This is a genomic window from Methanosarcina acetivorans C2A, from assembly GCF_000007345.1.
GTDB classification, from domain to species: Archaea; Halobacteriota; Methanosarcinia; order Methanosarcinales; family Methanosarcinaceae; genus Methanosarcina; species Methanosarcina acetivorans.
The window spans coordinates 402,008-421,296 of the sequence record NC_003552.1 but is presented as its reverse complement, the minus strand read 5'-3'; the positions used below and the strand labels follow the sequence as shown (position 1 = coordinate 421,296).

Genomic DNA, 19,289 nt, shown 5'->3' with positions numbered 1-19,289 from the left:
TCGTAAACTATATATTGACTGAATTCATTCAAGATATTGACTGAATTCGTTCAACAAAGCGTACTGTGCCTAACATGCGCAATCTCAAGATGAATTCGGATAATTTCGGGAAGCTGATACCGAATTAATCACAAGGAGTGTTTATCATAAAAAATATTTTTCCAAAGCTGGGTGTTTTCGTAAAGGACAATACAGTACCAATCATATTGATAGCACTGCTTCTGATAATTATTTCTTTTCAGGGTGCTCAGTTAATAGAAATGGCTTCAGGTACGGATACCTTTGTCAGTAAGAACTCAAAAGTGTATCAGAATTATGATTACCTGTATCTGAATCATTTTGGTACCGATTCCATTGTGGTAATGGTTGAAGGTAGTGATGTTACGGAACCGGAGCTTTTGAAAGCTCTTGACAGAGCTTATCTTTCTGTTCAGAAAATACCAGGTGTGGTAGAAGTAACTTCGCCTTCTACCATTATTAAAGAAGTCAATTATCAGATGACTGGCAGAAGTACGATCCCGGATGATTCGGAAACGATTGATGGGATAATTGCTTCAACAATGCCAAGTGCTCTTATGCCTGACGATACACACGCTGTAATGGCTGTTATCATGGAAGGTACTGTATCGGATTCCACTAAAGAGGAAGTCCTCAGGGAGACAGAAATTTCCATTGAGCTTGCAAATTTTCCTGCTGGTTACAACGTGATCGTTACTGGAGATTCTGCGTTCAGGATAGCGATGGATGAGGAGATGAATTCAACTATGATAATGCTACTTGCATTATCTGTTCTTCTGATGATAGTAGCATTATACCTGGTGTTCAAGCATGTCAGGTGGAGACTGCTTCCCCTTCCAATAGTACTTGTAGGCATAATATTCACTTTTGGTGCAATGGGTTTCCTCGGCATTCCGATGACAATGGTATCAATGTCAGCTTTCCCTGTTCTTATAGGAATTGGCATTGATTATTCCATCCAGTTCCATAACAGGATAGAGGAAGAACATGCACATGGGAAAACAGAGGACGAGGCTGTAATTGACACTATCAAACACGCCGGACCGGCAGTATTGAATGCACTTATAATCACAGCTCTTGGTTTCTCCTCATTGTTCGCATCCACAGTTCCAATGACACAGGATTTTGGAAAACTTCTGATTACCGGTATAGTGATGTGCTTCATTTCATCTCTATTCCTGGGAGTCGCTGTACTCTATGGTTTTGATAAATTATCCAAAATGAACATCCTTGGAAGACTTGGTTTTAATAAGAAATCCACACATCATGAAACTCATTCTACAGTTGTTGTTGAAGAAGAACATGAACCGGATTTCCTTGAAAAAGCTCTTAAGGCAATTTCTACATTTTCAATGAGAAATCCTATTCTTGTTTTATCTATAGCAGGTTTCCTGTGTGTAGGTGGTCTTTATGCAGATGGTCTTGTAGGTACCCAGACTGATATTCAGGCTTTAGCCCCACAGGACATGCCTGCTCTGCTAGAACTGGAACATATGGGAGAGATCCTTGGAGGTGATGACCAGTTAAATCTCATCATAAAGACAGATGATAATGCTGACCCGGAACTTCTGGAATGGATCGATGAGTTCTCTGAACACGAAGTCGATGGGAGAAGATACATACAGGACTCGTCAAGTATTGTTGATATTGTAAAGGAAGCAAATTTCGGTGTGTTTTATCCCGAAATTATTTCGCGCTAAATATGTCGGTTGTAATCCCTTATCTTTTGTGAAACTTAATGGAAAAAAGATACGTTGGATCATTGCTCAAAAATCGAAAGGTGAATCTACCTCGACGATAGCTGAGATCCAGGGGATCTCAGCCCGTCGAGTTCAGCAGATCTACAAAGAATACGTTGAAACTGGTCAGCTTCCTCAAGTTGGCATTAATCTTGGAAGACCAAAGAACCCCTTATCCTCCTCTGATAAGGAATTGATTGACCAAACTTACTCTGATTATAAGTTTGGAGCCTGTTACCTTGAGATTCTCATCGAAGGCAAATATAATCGTAAGATATCTCATAACAGAATCCATAACTATCTACTTAGCATGGACCTTGCCAAGGAAAACCGAAAAAAGAAACAGAGAAGAAAATGGTGTAGATACGAACGCGAACACAGCATGTCTGCTGCACACATCGATTGGCATGAGAATCCCCTGTTAGGACTGCAAGTCTGTGCCATTCTTGATGATTCATCAAGAATGATAATTGCAGGTGGAGAGTACGTTCATTGCAACACGGAGAACACCATTAAAGTGATTGATGAACTTGTTAAAGAGTACTGGGACATATACCCTTTAAGAGAGCTCATTATGGATCATGGAAGTGAATTCGGAGCTCACAGGATTAATAAGGATGGTTCATGGGATAGTGACTTTAAAAGATGCATTGAAGAACTTGGAATCAAACCAATACTTGCAAGGGTAAGACATCCTCAGACAAACGGAAAAATAGAGAAATGGTTCGATACATATCAAAGGTTTAGAGGAGAGTTTGAATCATTTGAAGAATTCGTACAGTGGTATAACAAGAGGCCTCATGGAGCTTTGAAACTTGAACAGTTAGAATCGCCACAGGAAGCATTCTGGAATAGATTACCAGTTGAGGCAAAGTTCAGAATAGGAGTGAGATTGTTTGGGTGGTGAAAACATGGACAAGAGGAAAAAAGTTTCAAAGCGAAATTATTTCAGGACAAAACAAATCCATTCTTGATGCTTTTCTTTGTTATTAATTACGTTGAGTTCTTCAGATTGAAGTTTTTGCAGAAATTTAATCTCATTCTCTCTATTATAAAATATACTTAATAACCTGTACTTCAAAAGTTCCTGTTCTATCGTTGTGTTCTTTGGAAAATCATTAACAATAAGCTTATTTAAATGCATCAAACAATATTGATGGACTAACTTATCCCTAAAAATTTCCTTTAATATATCAGGGTATCTCTTATCAAAATCCGTAACGATAAACACTGGCTCTGATGCATCAAGATTTTTCTTTAGAAATTCCTTGATGGTTTCTGGACTCTTATCTTTGAAAAGTTCATCTGCTATCGTTCTTTGAGCTTTTGCATCCAGTAAAGTTAAACGGTATTTCTGACATCTTCCTTCTTTTGGATGTTGTTCGTCATAATGCACCATATGTATATTTTCTGAATATGGAATAGTTTCCTGTTCCATTTCTTTGTAGAATGCTCTAAAAATCGTGCTTCTTGATCTTGGATATATGAAATCCATTAGATCAGAAATTCCATCATATGAAACGTTATGGTATCTGAGTAACTGGAAAAAATCATTGAATGTATCAAAAAGTAAAGTCTTCATATCTTCCCAAAAACTATAATCTTCTTCGTGTGTACTACCACAGTTTGAGCATTTATACCGACCAATGTTGATTTCCCCAAGACCGTCTTTGGTATGGGGATTATAGCCATTATGAACCATTGGAGTATTACAAATTGAACAGACGGGAGGAATTTTTCTACGAAAAATTCCTCGTGTAGTATATTCATAATCGTTTCCAAAACAACCAAAAACGTCTAAGAGAGCATGGAGCTCAGAAAAGTTATTAAGTGTAAGATTTATAGTCACCATTGCTTCTGCCGTAACATCATTACATAATTATAGGATTATAATTTTGTGTAGTGATGTTACACTTACTTTTATCACTAGATTTTGGGACTGAGTCTTAATTCCAGGGATTGAATTTATTTGTTCAAAAAATATAGCAGAACTTTTTCAGACATATACCGAAGAAAACCAGCTGGTTATTAATTTCTGAACCTTAGATTCCTCCACCGAAATCACATACAAGGAGACCACGTGCAAATATGAGGAAGTTAATTAACGGCATTTTGTACGTTGTTACGACAGGTTGTACTTGAAAGATGTTCCTCGTCGCTATGGATCTAAGTCAACAGTTCATAGATTTCATCTTTATTCAGTGGGAAGTGTGCCTAATTTTCTGAAAAATCACAAATACCAAGAAGTTACAGGGTAGAAAATTCCATATCAGAAGAACAAAATTACACACAGTACACAAAAAATTGGCTTAGAACTTAAAGCAAATTCGCGACACTGCCCTTCAAGCAAGACTTTCGAATGGGAAAGGGATCTCCTGGACATCCTGGTTGATTGCAACATTCAGGAGATCAAAGACCTTATTCAGCCTTTTCCAGCAACCTGTTGAATTATAAAGTGATGATCAGCTACTCTTATCACAACTCAACAGATGCTTCTTTTTTCCCCCTCGTTCATCTTCAGGATGTATCGGATCTACATGAGCAGCCTCTTCTTCCTTCTTCTCTTCTTTCTTTTCTTCTACCATTGAGTTACACCCCCTATAAAGAATTATTCAAGCGAACTTCCTGTGTCATCGGTCAAGCGTTGGAGACTCACTCCTGTATACGTTTTTATCCCATGCATTATATAATACTCAATAAAAGGATAATGATTCTTATGCAAATCCTAACAAGCCGACAAAAAATCGACGCGGCAGAAAAAGGTTAATGAGGTATTTATTAGGACTTACACACCTGAATTACAAAATCAATCACATTCAGCGTTGTGACTAGAGAAGTGTTTTATACAGTTGGAGGTTTAATGTTATTGATTTCTCAGTTCAACCATGTATGCCCTAATTTATATCGTTGCTTACAATGTTTCCTTGTCCGGGAATACCATAAAATTTTACAGAAAAAGTAATACTCTGACAATCAAAGTTGCGCTGGCGCACCCAGCTGCAAGCAACGGGGTATGTTCGCGCCACCGCCCAAAATTCCGTTAAAGAAAGCAGTAACCCTAAAAAATTTAGTTTAAGCAGAAGTTAAAAACCAGAAAACGGAATTGATAAACCATCTTCTCATTAACGGTTGCTGGGGAAGTTTTCCATCCCCGCAGCAAGCTAGCGGGGTATTCGACTGAAATAAATAAAAGGAAAAAAATACAGCGGTTATTGCGCCGTATTTCACTGGAGATTTAAAACTTCTTTTTCCTGAATCCCAGATAAATTCCACCGGCTGCTATCACCACAAAGAGAGTTCCAAGGATGTCAGCGCCAGAGAAAGACATACCTCCGCTTTCGCTGTCCTCAACAGCCTCTTTCTGCATCTCATAGCCCTCCACGTAATTGGAATCTGCAGCTTTCTTCATTTCAGGCGCAGGCTCTGGAGAATCTACCCCATAACCTGCATCCGAGTCCTGAACAGTCTGGTTGCTGACCGATTCCCCGGTGCTTGAGGTCTGGTTGAGTTTTTCAGCAACACTTGTCTGGTGTCCTTTGCTGCTGTGACTGCTGCTCTTACTGGACGACTGAGAAGCTTGTGTAGCTTCCTGCATCAATTCCTTATATTTTTCTGCTGTTTCCGCATCAACAACACCAGAAACTGACATTACGCCCTGAATGTATTCATCAAGCAGGGAATTTCCACAGGTGTGGTGGCAGCAGGTGACCCCATCTTTAACTACGGATTCCGCATATTCTTTTACCAGACTCTGGATCACTTCTTCGGAAGCATCCCAGTAACCTTTTCTTGCAGTTTCAAGCATCCTTGCGGTTATAGACTGGTATTGATACGGATTCTCTGTTTTCAGGAACTCGTCTACACCAAGGTCGTACTTGTCGTTGATGTAGACGTCATATATCTCCTCCCAGTCAGAATCTGTGATTATATCCGGATTCGTTACGTCCCATCCCCACAAATATTCAACCGCTTTCATTATCTGTCTGGCACCTGCATAATCACCCTCCATCATCCCGGTAATCCATGCAGGATTGAAGTCAGTTGAACGTAGCTCTGTCCTCAATGCTTCCTTCAGTGTCATAACCTCAAGACCATCCGTGTTTTCCTGGTTGGCTATATACAATTCAGGTGTTTCTCCTGTGAGCGACCTTACTGTAAGCCCGATAGTTCCCAGATAACCATAGTAACCGTCACCATCAAGCAGACCGAACAGGTTCGATGAGTCGCTGTGCACAGCTGAATCAACATCCATGAGGTTCAGAGTGAACACATCTTCATAGCCATCTCCCCATACATCCTGTCCATAGATGTAGGATGATGTTGATATGAACAGGTCGGCGAGTTCGGATTCATTCTCCCAGGTATCACTTGCTGCAATCGCATCTTCCATACCGTTGTCATAGTTTCCTGGGGCCTCGCTGAAGATCCTGCATCTTGAAAGGTACTCTGCCTGGCTCTCATTGTAGCCTTTTTCCAGGAGTGCATCTTCCATCTTTAAGGAATTCCATCTGACGTAGTTTGTTTCATTGGTCTCGTTCAGTCCGGCAACCATGCGGACAGCTTCATCGATCAGCTCCAGCTGATAGGGGAAGGTATCCCTGTACAATCCAGAGGAATGGATCAGTACATCTATCCTGGGATGGTTCATCTCTTCCAGGGGTATTACTTTGAAACCGGTAATGCGTCCGTCATCTCTTATTGGTTCGACTCCCAGGAGAGAATGGATCTGGGCTTCCATAAGTCCGCCATGGCGCAGTGTCTCCATGGCCCAGAGGACGTATGACACTTTGCTAGGGTAAGCGCCATTATTGGCATAGTAATCAGCTACCAGCTGGTCTGCAAGGATAGCACCCATAGCACTGGTCTCTTCATCCGGGAATTTCCTCTCGTCAAAACCATAGAAGTTCTTGCCTGTTGGTATTGCATCAGGGTTGCGGACCGGATCGTTTCCTACACCGGGCTCTATGTACTCTGCATCCAGTGCCCGTATGGTCTGGTCTATCTCACGGGTTGTCATAGCCAGCTTTTCGGAATATTCAAGTGCCAGCTCAAGGTCCGCTGTTATATTGTCATCTGTGAGGCCCAGTACCTTGAGCTGGGCATCAGAGACACCTGTTCCGTTGAGTATTGTCTCATTCAAAAGCAAGAGCGCATCAGCATCTGCTTCATCGTCCCGGTCTTCCTCGGTTCCGTTGTTCTCGGGCAGCACATCATAGATATGATCTGTAAAGTCATCACCCAGCATGGATTTTATCATACAGACGAGCTTTTCATCTTCAGGCGCCACACCAAAGATATGGACACCATAAGGCATGAGTTCCGATTCCAGTGTATGTAAATATTCGTGGACATTATTACTTACAAAGTCTTCAAACTCATCGTCTGTCATATTATTCAATTCGTCAGTTGAAACTCCCAGGTCTACTCCAAGGCTGAGGTTCTCATACAACTGTGTCGTAGTGTTTCGATACATTGCTGCCATTGCAGTATCATTCAGGCTTCTTGAATTGGTGTAACTGTGTATCTTATCATGCATCGTGGCAAGATCACCATAGAGGCCGGCTTCGATGATTGGCGGGGTCAGGTGGTCTATGATAACTGCAAAACCACGGTGTTTGGCCTGGCTTCCTTCACCAACATTGTCCATAATGTACGGATATATTATAGGTGTGTCATTTGCACAGATTGACGGATAGTCATATTCCCACAGGCCGACTTCTTTTCCGGGGGACCATTCCATGGACCCGTGTGTTCCAAAGTGGACAATTGCATCGGCATCATATATTTCGTTGATCCAGTAGTACGCTGCAAGATACTGGTGCGTTAGCGGTATTGAAGAATTATGATATATTAGGGATTCATCAGAGAGCTTTGCTTTGGTTGGCTGCGGGATGAAGTTGACATTCCCGAGCTGCACCGTGGGTATTACGAAATACTTCCCGCTCTCGTTCTCATATACCATTATATCGCCGGGTGCTTCACCCCAGGTTTCCTCAACTTCGGCTCTGACAGATTCCGGTAAAGTGCTGTACCAGGGCAGATATTCCTCAACAGGCAAGAGGGTGGCCATGCCGGAATCGACGACCTTCTCAAGTTCTCCGGGAGCCCATGCACCGACATTCCTGCTTTCGATGAACAGGTCAATGAACTCACTGCCGTTTGGGATGGTACCGTTGCCTATATCATAGCCTTCTGCCTGCATCCGTTCGAGCAGTAACGTGAAACTTGAACCGATATCGAGGTAACTTGCACCGATGTTCTCCTTTCCTCCGTCATGGTTGTAATACAGGATGCTGACTTTCTTGTCCTTATTACTGGTCCTTCCAAGTTCTGCCCATCCTATTGCACGATCACATAACCATTGTACCTGTCCTGTAATAGGCTGATAATATGTTTGATCATCATCTTCCGGATTAACCACGCTTCCACTGATCCAGATGAAATCAAGGCACCCGTCAATCTCAGGCTGCGTTACCATAGACGGAAGGCTCATCGTATCTATTCCAAGGGTACTGTTATAGTATTCATCCGGTGTTGTGTACGGATCCTGTACTCCTTTCAGTATAGGCACGTTGTATTTTTGAAGATATTCCACACCCGCTTCCTGATCGGTATAATTCAAATAGAAAGCCTTCAGGTGGATAATAGCATCTACAAGCACTTCTCCATCTCTGGTGAAATAATCAACATCGTCATTACATACCAGATCGGTGGTATAGATAACATTGCAGCCCCTTGATTCAAGATACCTTATAATTGCATCGTCCGTAGTAAGATAGACAGGTTCTTTTTGGATTTCGTAGCTTATGATACCTATTGTGGGTGCAGATTCGTTATACCCGTGATTGGCATACCACTCCAGATATTCGGTACTGTTCGCAAAGGTCCTTGGAAAAGCATCCGGATGATAGATACCATCGTCTGGAATTGACGGAGACTCCACAGGTGAATATTGTATATATACATCATCAAGCTCTGCTGCCATGTAACGGATCAGATTCTCCATGTTTGTGTCCCCGTCAGTAGCAAGATAGTCCACAATCACATTATGAGGAGGATTGAGCGTGTCTATAGTGCTTATCCCGTATGCATCATCACTACTTCCGAGGCTGATCTGTACACCATTGTTCTTTGCATCGGACAATACGTCCATCAACGCGGATATGTCACCAGCGCCTATCATATACAATACTATGAAGTCCTGGTCTGAAGCATCAGTGAAGTTTGCAACAGCATCGCTACCACTCATGAGGTTTATGTTGAAAAGATCAGTGATCACACTTCTCTCATCGATGACATTACTGAGATAATATGCATTTGAGTCAGCACCAATAATGAAGGTCATGTTAACTTTTTCCTGCATCAGCACTGGCTCAGGGATCTCTTCTCCCGTCCATAAACCTGCAAACTTCTGCCCCATGACCCTGAGCATGTTCTCCATGTTAGTTTCACCGCCCTGTATCCAGTACCTTTCGATTTCCGTGTAGTTCTCAGAATACAGGTCAACATTCGGCAGGGTGATATTTGATGAGAGGTTATATCCTATGACCTTCGAACCTCCCGCTTTGGCAGAATTTATACTCGAAGTCCAGCCGGATACCACTGATTCGTCCTGTGACTCGAGAAAAATAACTCCATACCCGGAGAAATCGAAGCCATCAGGCACAGGATTATCAGGCGTGAATATGGTTATGTTCAGTTCGGCTGAAACGTTAGTATTTGAAGCTGCATTACCTAAGGCAAGCTCATTGAACTCCGTACCCAGGACAAATAAGAACTCATTACTGTCTACATTTGTGTCGTTGTCCACAACTGAAGTATTCTGGAGATTTAGTTTATCTTTTACAAGGTGTATCAGCAGATTTTCCGCATTCTCAAGACCTTCACCTTCGGTACCCGTGTTGTTGAGATAGTTGCATATAGTGTCGTTAGTATTTCCATCGGAAATATAATCAAAGTAATCAGGAGGCGTACCCATTGTCCTCACGGTATACAGTTCCGTACCCCTGTTATGGGCACTTATCAGGGTCTCATTTATTACCGGATCAGCCAAAATTGTGCTTCCGATATAATCACAGAAAATGACGTCCTGGGTTTCCAAAAAGCCAGTTTCAGCGGCTTGAAGGAGTTCGTCACTTATTCCGTTTGAAGTAGCATTATAGTAATTGATGAAGGTGTATTCAATGAAATCTCTATAACCATTAGTCTCACTTGCCTTTTCAAGTGCTTCATTGGGAATGTAGCTGATATAAGTTATTTTGTTTTTAATTGAAAGATAAAAAAGCAAGTTCTCTGCATTCTCAAGACCTTCACCTTCAGTACCCATGTTGTTAAGATAGTTGCAGATGGGGTCGTTAGAATTGCCATCGGAAATATAATCAAAGTAATCAGGAGGCTTCCCCATTGTCCTCACGGTATACAGTTCCGTACCCCTGTTATGAGCATTTAGCAGGGTTTCATTTATTACCGGATCTTCCAAAATTGTGCTTCCGATATAATCACAGAAAATGACATCCTGAGTTTCCAAAAAGCCGGTTTCAGCTGCTTGCAGAAGCTCGTCACTTATTCCATTTGAAGTTGCATTATAGTAATTGATGAAGGTGTAATTGATGAGATCACTATGAGCATTTGTCTCACTTGCCTTCTCAAGTGCTTCATTTGGGGCGTAGCTGATGTAAGCTATATTTGTTGTTTGTTCTTCTGCCAGCACCCCTGGCGTAAACACCAGAAAAAGAAATGCGCTAAGGAACAACAGATGGAGAATTTTATTCATATTATCCCTCAGTTAATTTGCCAGGAGTCCTGGAACCTTACGGAAGAAAAATTACAGTTATTTATCTTTTTTTCAGCAGTCAATACATTCCGTGCTAGCAGTAAAAGAACCACTGCACGCAAAAACAGAAACCTACTTTGTGCCATATGCATCTTATCCCCAGAAAATATCATGAATCCTTCACCCCGAAGAAAAACGATCAGGGTGCTGAGTTCATATTATGATTTTAATTTAAATTTATTCTAATATCGGAACTTACACAGAAACAGCCGTCAATATTTAAATATAAAAGTAAAAGCTCTCGGTTCCGACATAAAATCCAACTCCAGAACTTCCAGAAAAAATAAAGAGCAACCGACTCTGTTTAATAGATTCGACATTTGAAGCATTGTGGGAAAAAATATATAAAAGACGGTTTTCAGCTCATAATTGTTAGCAGTTAGAGTAAAAAGGCAATTTTACAACATTATCACCAGAATTGTGATGAAAATGTGCCTTAATTAAAAAAACACACATGATACTCTTCGAATAACAGGAACAAATAATGAAAGTAATTGAAAGTACCTTCATGTCAAGACAAAAATAAGTCGAATTTCGGAAAAATTCGGACTCAAAGCCGGGAAAAAGAAAAAATACAGCAAGAATTATTTTGTACCGTATTTCACATACAATTACAAAACTTTTTACTCCTGAATTCTGTACGGGCTCCACAAATACAGAGCAGTGGATAACGAGGTTAACAAGAATAAAACAAAAATCGATATCATTATAGATATTTCTTGCATTTTTATCCCCATATAATGTATCAAAAACCTGGAGCATTCTGATAAAACGAACATGAAATTCTCTGAATAACAGGCACAAAAAATGAAAGATAAAGTACTTTCATGCCAAATAACTAGAACTCCTGGCTCATCAGATATTTAATTCCAGAAGTTTGCAATTAAACCGAACTAAAAAATATGGATTCGGAACAGACAAAAAGAAAAAAATACGGCGGTTATATTGCGCCGTATTTCACACAGGAATTTAAAACTTCTTTTTCCGGAACCCCAGATAAATTCCACCGGCTGCTACCAGCACAAAAAGGGTCCCTAAAATGTCTGCACCCGAAAAAGACATGCCACTACTTTCTGATTCAACCGATTCTTTCTGCATCTCATAGCCCTCCACGTAATTGGAATCTGCAACCTGTCGGGCATCCGGAGCGAGCTCTGGAGAATCAACACCATATCCTGCGTCTGAGTCCTGAACAGTCTGATTGCTGGCAGTTTCTGCACTGCTTGTAGAAGTCTGGTTGAGCTTTTCGGCAACACTTGTCTGGTGACCTTTGCTACTGCTGCTACTGCTCTCACTGGGAGACTGAGAAGCTTGCGTAGCTTCCTCCATCAGTTCCTTATATTTTTCTGCTGTTTCCTCATCAACAACCCCCGGAATGGACATTATACCCTGGACATAGTCGTCAAGCAGGGAATTTCCACAGGTATGGTGACAGCAGGTAACCCCATTTTCAGCCACAGATTCTACGTATTCGGCTACCAGATTCTGCAGCACTTCATCCGAAGCATCCCAGGAATCTTTCCTTATGGTTTCGATCATCCTCGCTGTTATGGACTGGTACTGGTATGCATTTTCCTTAAGGAATTCGTCCACACCGACATTCTGCGAGTCAAGTATCATTGTCTCATATATTTTGTCCCAGTCCGAATCCGTTACCAGGTCAGGGGTAGTTGCCTCCCAGCCCCACATATACTCAACAGCCTTCATCATTTCCCTGGCCCCGGCATAATCATACTCCATCATCCCGTTAAGCCAGTTCGGATTGAGGTATCTGGCTGTCAGCTCTTTACTGAAGGCCTCTCCAAGGGTGATTATCTCAGGGTTGTCCACACTTGTGAAGTCTGCAACAAACATTGAAGGACCCACACCACTCAGCGTTTTTACGGCAAGCCCGAGACCGCCGAGATACTGGTAGTAGTCATCGTTGTCCATGAGACCGTAGAGGTTAGACGTATCACTGTGGATAGCTGTATCTACTTCCATCAGGTTGAGCTTGAATACATCCTCATAATTGTCTCCCCATACATCCGCTCCGTAAACATTTGACATCCTGGAAATGAACAGGTCAGCAATCTCGGATGTGTTTTCCCATGTATCACTTGCCTCTACGGCTTCTGTCACACCGGTACCGTAAGTGCCTTCGGCTTCACTGAAGATCCTGGACCTTGAGATATAATGTGCAACACTCTCATTGTACCCGCTTTCCAGCATTGCGCTTTCTATCATGAGCGAATTCATCCTGACGTAATTCGTCTCATTCGTCTCGTTGAGGTCGGCAACCATGCGAACCGCATTGTCCATCAGTTCAAGCTGGTACGGGAAAGTGTCACGGTAAAGTCCCGACGGCACAAGCAACACATCAATTCTCGGGTGCGTCATCTCTTCCTCAGGAATAACTTCAAACCCTGTTATCCTTCCGCTGGTCCTTTTAAGATTCACACCAAGGAGTTCGTAAATCTGTGCTTCCATCAGTCCTTCATGGCGCATGGTTTCAACGGACCAGAGGACAAAGGCCACTTTGGTGGGATAGGTGCCGTTTTCTGCATAATACGAGTCAAGCCACGTGTTGATAACTGCACGCCCCATGGCTTCGGTCTCTTCATCCGGGATAGTCCTCTGGTCAAAGCTGTAGAAGTTCTTTCCTGTGGGCAAAGCATCAGGATTACGTATCGGGTCGTTACCGGTTCCGGGTTCGATGTATTCCGCATTTAGCGCTCTCAAGGTCTGGTCAATTTCACGGGTTGCCAGAGAAAGGTTATTGGCATACACGGTTGCCAGTTCAAGGTCTGCTGTTATGCTTTCATTCGTAAGGTTAAGTATCTCAAGCTGGGCAGTTGACACGTTTGTCCCATTGAGCAAAGTAGCGTTCAGAAGTAAAAAGGCGTCCGAATCCGCTTTATTTTCCCGCTCTTCGTCATCTCCGCTGTCCCCGGGTAACACGGCATAGATATGGGCTGTGAAATCATCACCCAGCATGGATTTGACCATACAGACAAGTTTTTCGTCTTCCGGTGCAACACCGAATACATGGAGACCGTAAGGCATGAGTTCCGACTGCAGTTCGTGCAGGTAATCATGCAGCACACTGTCAAGGAAGTTCCCAAATTCGGAATCTGTCATGGCAGACAATTCATCAGTTGAAACCCCGAGATCTTCTCCGAGGCTGAGATTGTCATAGAGTTGTATCGTACTGTTGCGGTACAGTGCCATCATTTCGGTTTCGTTGTCAACCTTCGAATCCTCATAATTATGGATTTTCTCATGCATTGTGGCAAGGTCTCCGTAGAGGCCGGCTTCAACGATAGGTGGGGTCAGGTGGTCGATTATAACTGCGTTACCGCGGCGCTTTGCCTGTGTCCCTTCACCTACATTATCCATGATATAGGGATATACAACCGGTGTTTCAGCCACCATGAGGGACGGGTAGTCGTATCTCCACAATCCTACTTCATTGCCCGGCAACCATTCCTGCGTACCGTGGGTACCGAAATGGATAATGGCATCGGCATCGTATACATTGTTTATCCAGAAATACGTCGCAAGGTACTGGTGTGTCGGAGGTATCGATGAGTTATGGTATGTGAGCGATTCATCGGAAAGTTTTGATCTTGTCGGCTGGGGTATGAAATTGATATTGCCAAGCTGTATCGTAGGTATTACAAAGTACTTTCCGCTCCCGTTCTCATAGGTCATGACATCGCCAGGGGCTTCTCCCCATGTTTCCTCGACTTCTGCGCGGACGCTTTCAGGCAGAGTGCTGTACCATTCAAGGTATTCCTCTACAGGGAACAGGGTTACGTAGCCTGACTCTACGACTTCTTCAAGTTCTCCGGGTGCCCATGTCCCCACATTTCTGCTCGTTATGAAAAGGTCAATGAATTCGCTTCCATTTGGAATGCTATTGTTTCCAAGGTCATACCCGGCCGCCTGCATATCATCTAACAGGAGGGTGAAGCTTGAACCGATATCAAGGTAGCTGGCTCCGATGTTGTTTTTACCGCCTTCATGGTTGTAGTAGATGATGCTGATTTTCTTGGCATCGTTATCCATTTTTCCAAGTTCTGCCCAGGAAATAGCCCTGTCGCATATCCATTCAACCTGGTACGTGAGAGGTTCATAGTAATACGTTCCTTCGTCGTTTTGAGTCCTTCCTGCTATCCATATATAATCGGTCAGTCCGTCTATTTCCGGTTGTGTGACCTGGGAAGGAATAGAAGTGGAACTGAGTCCCTGTGTATTTGCAAGGTATTCTTCAGGAGATTGATAATAATCAGTAACGGCTTTTAATACAGGGACATTGTACGTTTCCTGCAGGTATTCTACTGCTTTCTCATGGTCGTCATAGTTGAGGTAAAAACCTTTCATTGAAATGATCGCATCAACCAGTACTTCTCCGTCCCTGGTAAAAATATCCAGATTTCCGGCGCAAACATCATCTGTCGTGTGAATGACATTGCATCCTCTTGACTTGAGTTCCCGGATGAGTGCATCCTCAGCTGTGAAAGAGATATTGGTCTGTCCAAAATCGTTACTGATAATACCTATTGTGATGGCAGATGGGTCATACCCATGCTCAGCATACCATCCAAGGTATTCCGTACAGTTCTCAAATATCCTTGGGAATGCATCCGGATGATATATACCGTTCTTCGGAACATCAGGTGCCTGTGCAGGAGCGTACTGTATATAAACATCCTCAAGCACCGCACCGGTACACCTGATCCAGTTCTCCATATTCTCATACCCGCTATTTACGCGATATTCTTTCAACACATCATACGGCGATGCTTCCATGTCGAACGTTGCTATCCCGTACACATCCGCCAGCATTCCGAACATCCCTATCTGTGCACCGTTGGCCTGAGCTTCAAGAAGTTTATCCTTCAGTTCAGGAAGTTCGTTAGCTCCCACCATGTAGAGTATTATTACATCATCGTTTGATACGTCAATATCATTGTTTATGGCTTCCGTGCCTGTCATAACTTTGACATTGAACCTGTCCGTTATCACCTGTCTTTCGGCAAGGACATCCTCCATGAAAGATATTTCAACGTCAGAGTTGATGATGTAAGTCATATTCGTCTTTGCCTGCACTATCTCCGGTGTGAAGGTTTCGTTTGTCCATGAACCTGAAAACTTCTGCCCCATTTCTTTGAGCATGTTTTCCATGTTTGTTTCGCCGCCCTGCACCCAGTACCTTTCGATATCGGTGTAGTTTTCAGAATACAGGTCAACATTGGAGAGGGTGAAATTGGACGAGAGGTCGTAGCCTATGACCATGGAACCGTTTGCTTTGGCAGAAGCTATGCCTGTCTCCCAGCCTTCAAATACCGATTCTTCCTGAGACTCGATAAAGATCACCGAATATCCGGAGAAATCAAACCCTTCAGGAACCGAATCATTCTTTGTGAAAATAGTTATATCCAGTTCCGATGAAATATCGGGATTTAATGCAGCATTGCTCAGGGCAGGGTCGTTGAATTCCGTGCCCAGAATAAACAGAAATTTATTGCCTATGTTCATATTCGTGCTGCTAGAATCAGTAGCGTTGGTAGTGGGGAGAGAAGCAGTGGGAGAAGTAGTATTCACCAAAGACTCGTTGCCGGAGTTATTATCAGTATTTTGCGAATCAGTACCGGTTTCCGAGAGTCCTCCGTATTCTGTTGCAAGGTAGATTAGCAGGTTTTCCGCATTCTCGAGTCCGTCTCCTTTGGTGCCCATGTTATTGTAGTAATTACAGATGGGGTCATCAATAGAACCGTTTGTATCATAAACAAAATAAGAAGGTGTATCTGAGGAGCGAATAGCCAGGAATACAGTTCCGTTGTCAGAAGCTGCTTTGAAACTTTCCTCCATTGGTGTATATACGGGCTCCCAGAACATATCACAGAGAACTACATCCTGAGTCTCGAAAAATCCGCTCTCACCTGCTGCAAGCAATTCGTCACTTGCCCCATAAGTACTGGAATTATATGCAGAGATCCAAGTGTATCCTATGGAGCCGCTGTATGTGTTGGTCTGACTGGCAAGCTCCAGCGCATCGCTTTGTGAAAGTGAAATATAGGTTATATTGATCTTATTATCTTCTGCCGATACAGGTGCTGAAAATAATAAAAACAGGATCAGCACATAAAAGAGTTTTCTTCCAGGTTCGCCTTTCTTTCTAAACATAAATACAGCTCACGAAACACCACCATCCGATCTTCAAAAAAAGGATGGCAGCTAGGGTTTTGATGATTTATAATTTGCGGGTGGAACTAAAGGGCTGGAATAAAGGGCTGGAATAAAGGGCTGGAATAAAGGGAGTAACTAAAGGGAGTAACTAAAGGGAGTAACTAAAGGGAGTAACTAAAGGGAGTAACTAAAGGGAGTAACTAAAGGGAGTGACTAAAGAAAATTTTAGATAAAACAATTAAACTTGTGTAAATTGTTGAAAAAAATTAATCTGAAGTGGATGTACCACTTGAAGTGGAGGTCTCATTCCCCTCCGAATCTTCAGGCACGTAAATCACTCTGCCGTCAGCCAGCTTATAAGCCGTTCCCAGAGCTTCGCCTGTGCCTCCCCCGATGTTTTCGGTCATGTTAAGGACTTCTATAGGTTTTCCCTGATCCTTGATGATTATCTTCATGTCCTCAGCTCCAGGGTTTTTTACAATTGTAATGTCCTCATTCGAGCTCAGAAGTTCGGGGAGGTGGTAAGACATCACAAGAGCTACGAGCAGAGCCACGGAAAAGACCATTGCAACGTCAAAGAGGTTGGCAACCCCAGTCATGGGGTTTTGCTCTTCAGGGTCGTTTAAAAGCCCGGTCCGCCTGTATCGTCTGGATTTTCGCATGATATTCCTCCTTATTAAAAAGCGGTCAATTTCCGTTCTTTTCCTCGATGATATCCAGGATGTAATCGATATCCGACATGTCCTCCCAGTACCAGCGCCTCCTGACCTGGGTAAGCACATAGGCTATTCCGGCAGAAAAGAGCCCTACAACAGTAGTCGCAAAAGCGATCATCAGATTCTGTGCCAGGGTTTCGAGGTCTCCCTGTGAAAGCCCTATTAGAGCAGGCCCGAGAGGGATAAGGGTCCCCATAAGCCCGAGCATGGGAGCAACAGTTGAGATGATTTTCGTGTGCTCAAGGCGCTTTGCCATTCTTATCTCATATTCTTCGGAGAGCTTCCCGATCGCAGGGAAATTCTGATCTTCAAGGTATTGTGCAGACTCTTTTGCAAAGGTCGTGACCATGTAATTTTGTTTTATATTCAGGAGAGCCTTCGATGCTTCCGAAAAAGCCGAAATATGAAGACTTTGCCTGATTTTTTTGCAACTAACTTCCAGGCTGTTCCGGTCCCTGGTTCTTTTTGAATATTCGGAAAGGAATTCTCCTAACTGAATAAGTGAAACAAAGACCAGTAGAGTCAAAAGTATCATTACCGGATACAGTAAAGCCGATGAAAATACGTATATGGTCCGGAACAACAGATCCATATTGCTCATTGGTTAGACCTCACACGGTCAAGGAAAAAACCTGCAAGGATTATTATCCCGAAAGCCAGAAGGGGAAAAAGGCCTGATTCTCCGGTTTGCATAGGAGCCATGTTCATCTGTTTTGATTTCATATAGGCTGGGATTAGCAGAGCTCCCAGAAGATAATAAATTCCGAGAAGCATCATGGCGCTTCCCATAGTTTCGGGGGTCTTTCCACACCGGACCTTCCCGAACCTGAAAAGAAAAGAAGAAGCTACTACTGCAATAAAAAAAGCAATTCCCACAAGGAACCCTATTTTTATCCCGGAATAGCTGAGGCTTTGTGAGAGGAGCATACAGGAGACTGCAAGAGCCCCCAGGCAGACCGGACAGGGCATTGATATGGCCAGGAAAGTATGTCTGGAAACATCTTTTCCGGAATTCCATTTTTTCTGGGTATAGATGCCAGCCCCTATAAGGAGCAGGGAGACAAGAACATGGATTCCCATACCCATTGCAGAAAGACGCTCAAAAGCATCAAAGCTCAGGTGGTCAGCAACACTTCCGAATAAAAGAGCTAGAAAAAAATAACTGCCGCCAATTGTAAGAATCTCTCGCGTAGTGATATTTGAAAATCCACAACCTAATCCAGTTTTAATCCCGAAGATAAGAATACCTATCAAAATACCGATAACAGTCAATGTCGAAGAGTCCATAAGTACCTTCTGAGCATCTATAGTAGGATTAAATAAAAACTGGTTTTTGGGTAATGAATGTTATCTTTTAAGGTAACAATGGCTATTGATTATGTTTTTCAGAAAAAAGTATAAATCCCCGGTTGTCGCCCCCAATGAAAGAGAAAAATATTGGCAGAGAAATAAAAATCTCCGGGAGAGGTATTAATATAAAATAATTTTAAAAAATCGGATTGTATGGTACTGATAGCAAATGAAAATCGGAATTTAACAAAAATTATGCAATCATTCACTCTGTGAACTCATGAAAATTTTCAATAAATGAAGGGGAGAATGTGAAAAAATGAAAGTAAACTTGTCAAAATGAGGGATTGAATAGAAAGAATGAAAAAAGTAAAGAAAGTAAATTTGATAAAATATCTAAAAAAAAAAGATATCAATAGAAAGATCAATAAAGTAAATTTGTTAAAACATAGGGAAAAAAAGAAAAGTATAAAAGTGAAGAGCATATATTACTTGTATTAAGTAAGGCAATAATTATAA

General features: G+C 42.4%; 8 protein-coding genes and 1 pseudogene. 2 read left to right on the top strand and 7 right to left on the bottom strand.

Features of this window, described 5'->3' with window-relative positions; translation table 11 throughout:
* Positions 1-260 precede the first annotated feature (260 nt).
* Both MA_RS01855 and MA_RS01850 read left to right on the top strand, forming a co-directional pair.
* Positions 261-1,718 carry an efflux RND transporter permease subunit gene (locus tag MA_RS01855; protein WP_248698071.1) on the top strand — a complete coding sequence of 486 codons (1,458 nt, stop codon included), beginning with the start codon at positions 261-263 and terminating at the stop codon, positions 1,716-1,718.
* Between the two features lie 28 nt (positions 1,719-1,746).
* A complete protein-coding gene (locus tag MA_RS01850; RefSeq protein ID WP_011021141.1) occupies positions 1,747-2,664 on the top strand; it encodes an IS481-like element ISMac4 family transposase in 918 nt (305 codons plus the stop codon).
* A gap of 54 nt (positions 2,665-2,718) precedes the next feature.
* Here MA_RS01850 and MA_RS01845 read toward each other — a convergent pair.
* The 7 genes and pseudogenes from MA_RS01845 to MA_RS01815 form a co-directional block, all read right to left on the bottom strand.
* Positions 2,719-3,609 (bottom strand): annotated as a pseudogene (locus MA_RS01845) (ISNCY-like element ISMac19 family transposase); the annotation flags it as partial.
* Between the two features lie 610 nt (positions 3,610-4,219).
* Entirely contained in the window at positions 4,220-4,342 is a 123-nt protein-coding gene (locus MA_RS29255; protein WP_282679512.1) for a hypothetical protein, read from the bottom strand.
* A gap of 650 nt (positions 4,343-4,992) precedes the next feature.
* Entirely contained in the window at positions 4,993-10,530 is a 5,538-nt protein-coding gene (locus MA_RS01840) for a cobaltochelatase subunit CobN (RefSeq protein WP_011020406.1), read from the bottom strand.
* A gap of 1,029 nt (positions 10,531-11,559) precedes the next feature.
* Positions 11,560-16,761 (bottom strand): cobaltochelatase subunit CobN, encoded by a 5,202-nt coding sequence (locus MA_RS01830; protein ID WP_011020404.1) that lies wholly within the window; start codon positions 16,759-16,761, stop codon positions 11,560-11,562.
* A gap of 269 nt (positions 16,762-17,030) precedes the next feature.
* Positions 17,031-17,426 (bottom strand): DUF2149 domain-containing protein, encoded by a 396-nt coding sequence (locus MA_RS01825; RefSeq protein WP_011020403.1) that lies wholly within the window; start codon positions 17,424-17,426, stop codon positions 17,031-17,033.
* A gap of 25 nt (positions 17,427-17,451) precedes the next feature.
* Positions 17,452-18,081, bottom strand: coding sequence for a MotA/TolQ/ExbB proton channel family protein (locus tag MA_RS01820; RefSeq protein WP_011020402.1), 630 nt, complete (start codon positions 18,079-18,081; stop codon positions 17,452-17,454).
* Positions 18,078-18,767 (bottom strand): DUF2162 domain-containing protein, encoded by a 690-nt coding sequence (locus tag MA_RS01815; protein WP_011020401.1) that lies wholly within the window; start codon positions 18,765-18,767, stop codon positions 18,078-18,080. The genes MA_RS01820 and MA_RS01815 overlap by 4 nt, the downstream gene beginning before the upstream one ends.
* Positions 18,768-19,289: the final 522 nt, after the last annotated feature.

Bases quoted from the DNA above. Each gene is read 5' to 3' on its own strand.
- MA_RS29255 (WP_282679512.1), bottom strand. From the start codon at position 4,342: ATGGTAGAAGAAAAGAAAGAAGAGAAGAAGGAAGAAGAGGCTGCTCAT.
- MA_RS01840 (WP_011020406.1), bottom strand. From the start codon at position 10,530: ATGAATAAAATTCTCCATCTGTTGTTCCTTAGCGCATTTCTTTTTCTG.
- MA_RS01855 (WP_248698071.1), top strand. From the start codon at position 261: ATGGCTTCAGGTACGGATACCTTTGTCAGTAAGAACTCAAAAGTGTAT.
- MA_RS01820 (WP_011020402.1), bottom strand. From the start codon at position 18,081: ATGAGCAATATGGATCTGTTGTTCCGGACCATATACGTATTTTCATCG.
- MA_RS01830 (WP_011020404.1), bottom strand. From the start codon at position 16,761: ATGTTTAGAAAGAAAGGCGAACCTGGAAGAAAACTCTTTTATGTGCTG.
- MA_RS01815 (WP_011020401.1), bottom strand. From the start codon at position 18,767: ATGGACTCTTCGACATTGACTGTTATCGGTATTTTGATAGGTATTCTT.
- MA_RS01825 (WP_011020403.1), bottom strand. From the start codon at position 17,426: ATGCGAAAATCCAGACGATACAGGCGGACCGGGCTTTTAAACGACCCT.